Here is a 2,188-nt window from a genome sequence, read left to right as displayed (position 1 = left end):
CCAGATCGACGAACTGCTACCCTGGGCCTATCTCGCTACCCAAGAACGCTGGCGCGTGGCCTGAGAACATCGCTTACGGACTATCGAGCTTTCACGAACGACAGTCTCACGATGATGTACGAGAGCATTCGGGGGGCTCTCGCGTCGGACGACGCTCAGAAGGCTGCCGGTGAACAGCCTCGCTTCAAGGTTCGTGAAACATCAGATTGGAAGGCGCACGCGGCAAATCTAGAAACCGAAATGCTGCGACGAGGCATGTTCTTCGAGATCATCGATTGGTCCGAAGATCAGGCACAACTGCCCCTCTAAAGGCGCGTCCTGGATTTTTGCAGTGCATCCTGTTCGATAGCGCCCCAAGTACCAATAGCCTTCTCACGAAATTGGCTACAATGTTCCTCGCGCCACTGCAACTGGTAGGCCGGCTATTCGAGGACCGGTCCATGAAGGACATGACAACGCAATTAGAGAAGCTGCGAGTGGATGCGGCGGAATGCGCTTTGATCCGGGACCTTGCTACGGACCCCAAGAAGCGCGAGCTTTTCGCTCGCTTGGCTGACCATCTTCAAGTGCTCGCGGCCGAAGTGGAGAGCGCCGTTGGCGCAGGTCGAAACCCGAACGCACCCGACGGCGCGAAATAGATCCCATTAGCATCATCTCACCCCAGCCTTATCAGAGCGAGGACGGCGCAAGCGAGCCTGCACCAGCGTGTTACTTAGGAGCATTCTTCGTAGGGGCTTTGGCGAAAACAAGCATGCTTTCCGGCATATTTCCTCCCCTTTGGGTTGCCCGCTCCCTTGGCCGGACCATTTAGACGAAGCAGCTTCGATCATTTCTCGAACGCCCGCGATTTCGCACCGGGCAAGCCTCGGATCTGTGCGGCGTTCGGGATGCCGACTGCCGACGCGTTGCGGGTCGGATACATCAACAAAGTTCTTCCGCCCATCCCCGCTAACAGCAGACATCCTCAGAAGCAGTCGGCAGGTCTGAAAAGGAGCCACAAGCAGACATCGGCACCGGATCGATCACCTCGTTCGCGCTCAGTAGGAACGATCCGAGCGTCGTTGACGACGTAAAGTGCGTCAGCGCGACCATTGAGCGATGAGCGGCACCACATGCCGCCGCGGCGGTGAGGCCCCGCTCGGCCCGCGGGTGCGGCAACTCCTGCCAACCACTCAACGGAAATTTACTGGTGCGCTCGTTCGGCGGCGGCGGTCGCGGTGCCCATGTATTTCGATTGGAAATGAGCAACCCGCTCGCGCCACATTCCGACGAACGCCTCCGACGTCAGCTTCTCTACCGATTTCCACGCCTCTTTGACGGCTGGAAGCGTATTGCCCCAGATCGCGCGCCTGCACCATTTTTCGCCCTTCTCCCTACCTTCGCTGGTGGCGCACATCGATTTCCAGGCGATGCGATTGGGTTGACTGAGGTGCTCCGCGGCGCCTTCCCAGCCCTGCTGATGGATCAAGTAAAGATCGTTCAAGTCCGACTTCCTGTGCGTCACCCACTCGAACAGAATGCCTTCGGTGATGACCTTGTAGGCTGCCGCAACGGCATTATCGCGGGGATTAAGAATGTCTCCGGAGCCGAACTTTCTGAACTCGTATTTGCTCAGCTGGAACAGCCCGATATACGACCCGGTGCGTTGCTTGGGGTCGAAACCGGACTCGACCTTGGCCACCGCCTTCATGAAAGTGAAATCCAGACCGAAAGCGTCGGACGCGCGCTTGATCTCTTCCACCGGCGTTCCGACCGGGATGTCCTTGAACGAACGCAAGACGATCGCCGCCGGCTTCTCGGCAGGCGGCAGTTCGGACCAGACATAACAAATGAGATACCGGAAATCCTGCGGCCCCTTGCTGGAGGCACCGCCGGGTGCATCGCACATTGTCGGCGCCGGTTGGGCGACATAACGGTGACCCAAGTCCACCGATTCCTGCACAGGCGGTAAATCGGCCGACGGCATCTGCGACGGATCGGGCAACGCGGCCACGACGATCGAGTCCGGCTTATCTGATGCCGCCGTCGTGTCGGTGGTCATCCCTGCCGCGGATTCATCGGCCGTCGCCACTTCGGCGTTCGCGACAGCGGCGTTCGCGACAACGGTGTTAGCGACAACGGTGTTAGCGACAACGGCGTTGTCCATTGCGATTGCCTGCGGTTCATCCGCGAGCCTGGCGTTGGCGGC

At 59.4% G+C, this 2,188-nt stretch carries 3 protein-coding genes; 2 read left to right on the top strand and 1 reads right to left on the bottom strand.

Annotated features, from left to right (window positions below):
• Both AC0L3X_RS46930 and AC0L3X_RS46925 read left to right on the top strand, forming a co-directional pair.
• On the top strand, positions 1 to 309 hold a 309-nt coding region (locus tag AC0L3X_RS46930), incomplete at its 5' end, for a hypothetical protein (RefSeq protein ID WP_473317589.1).
• 131 nt (positions 310 to 440) lie between these two features.
• Positions 441 to 638: a hypothetical protein gene (locus tag AC0L3X_RS46925; RefSeq protein WP_063986200.1), complete on the top strand. Its 198-nt coding sequence runs from the start codon at positions 441 to 443 to the stop codon at positions 636 to 638.
• 545 nt (positions 639 to 1,183) lie between these two features.
• On the opposite strand, the gene AC0L3X_RS46920 is transcribed toward AC0L3X_RS46925, so the two are convergent.
• Positions 1,184 to 2,188 (bottom strand): lysozyme family protein (locus AC0L3X_RS46920; protein WP_473317588.1); only part of this gene is annotated, 1,005 nt, incomplete at its 5' end.

Source organism: Bradyrhizobium sp. MI1.7, assembly GCF_055811795.1.
The sequence above is the reverse complement of the archived record's forward strand: the minus strand, read 5'-3'. Positions and strand labels throughout refer to the sequence as shown.

Excerpts from the sequence above, each read along its gene's own strand:
- AC0L3X_RS46925 (WP_063986200.1), top strand. The coding sequence starts at position 441 with ATGAAGGACATGACAACGCAATTAGAGAAGCTGCGAGTGGATGCGGCG.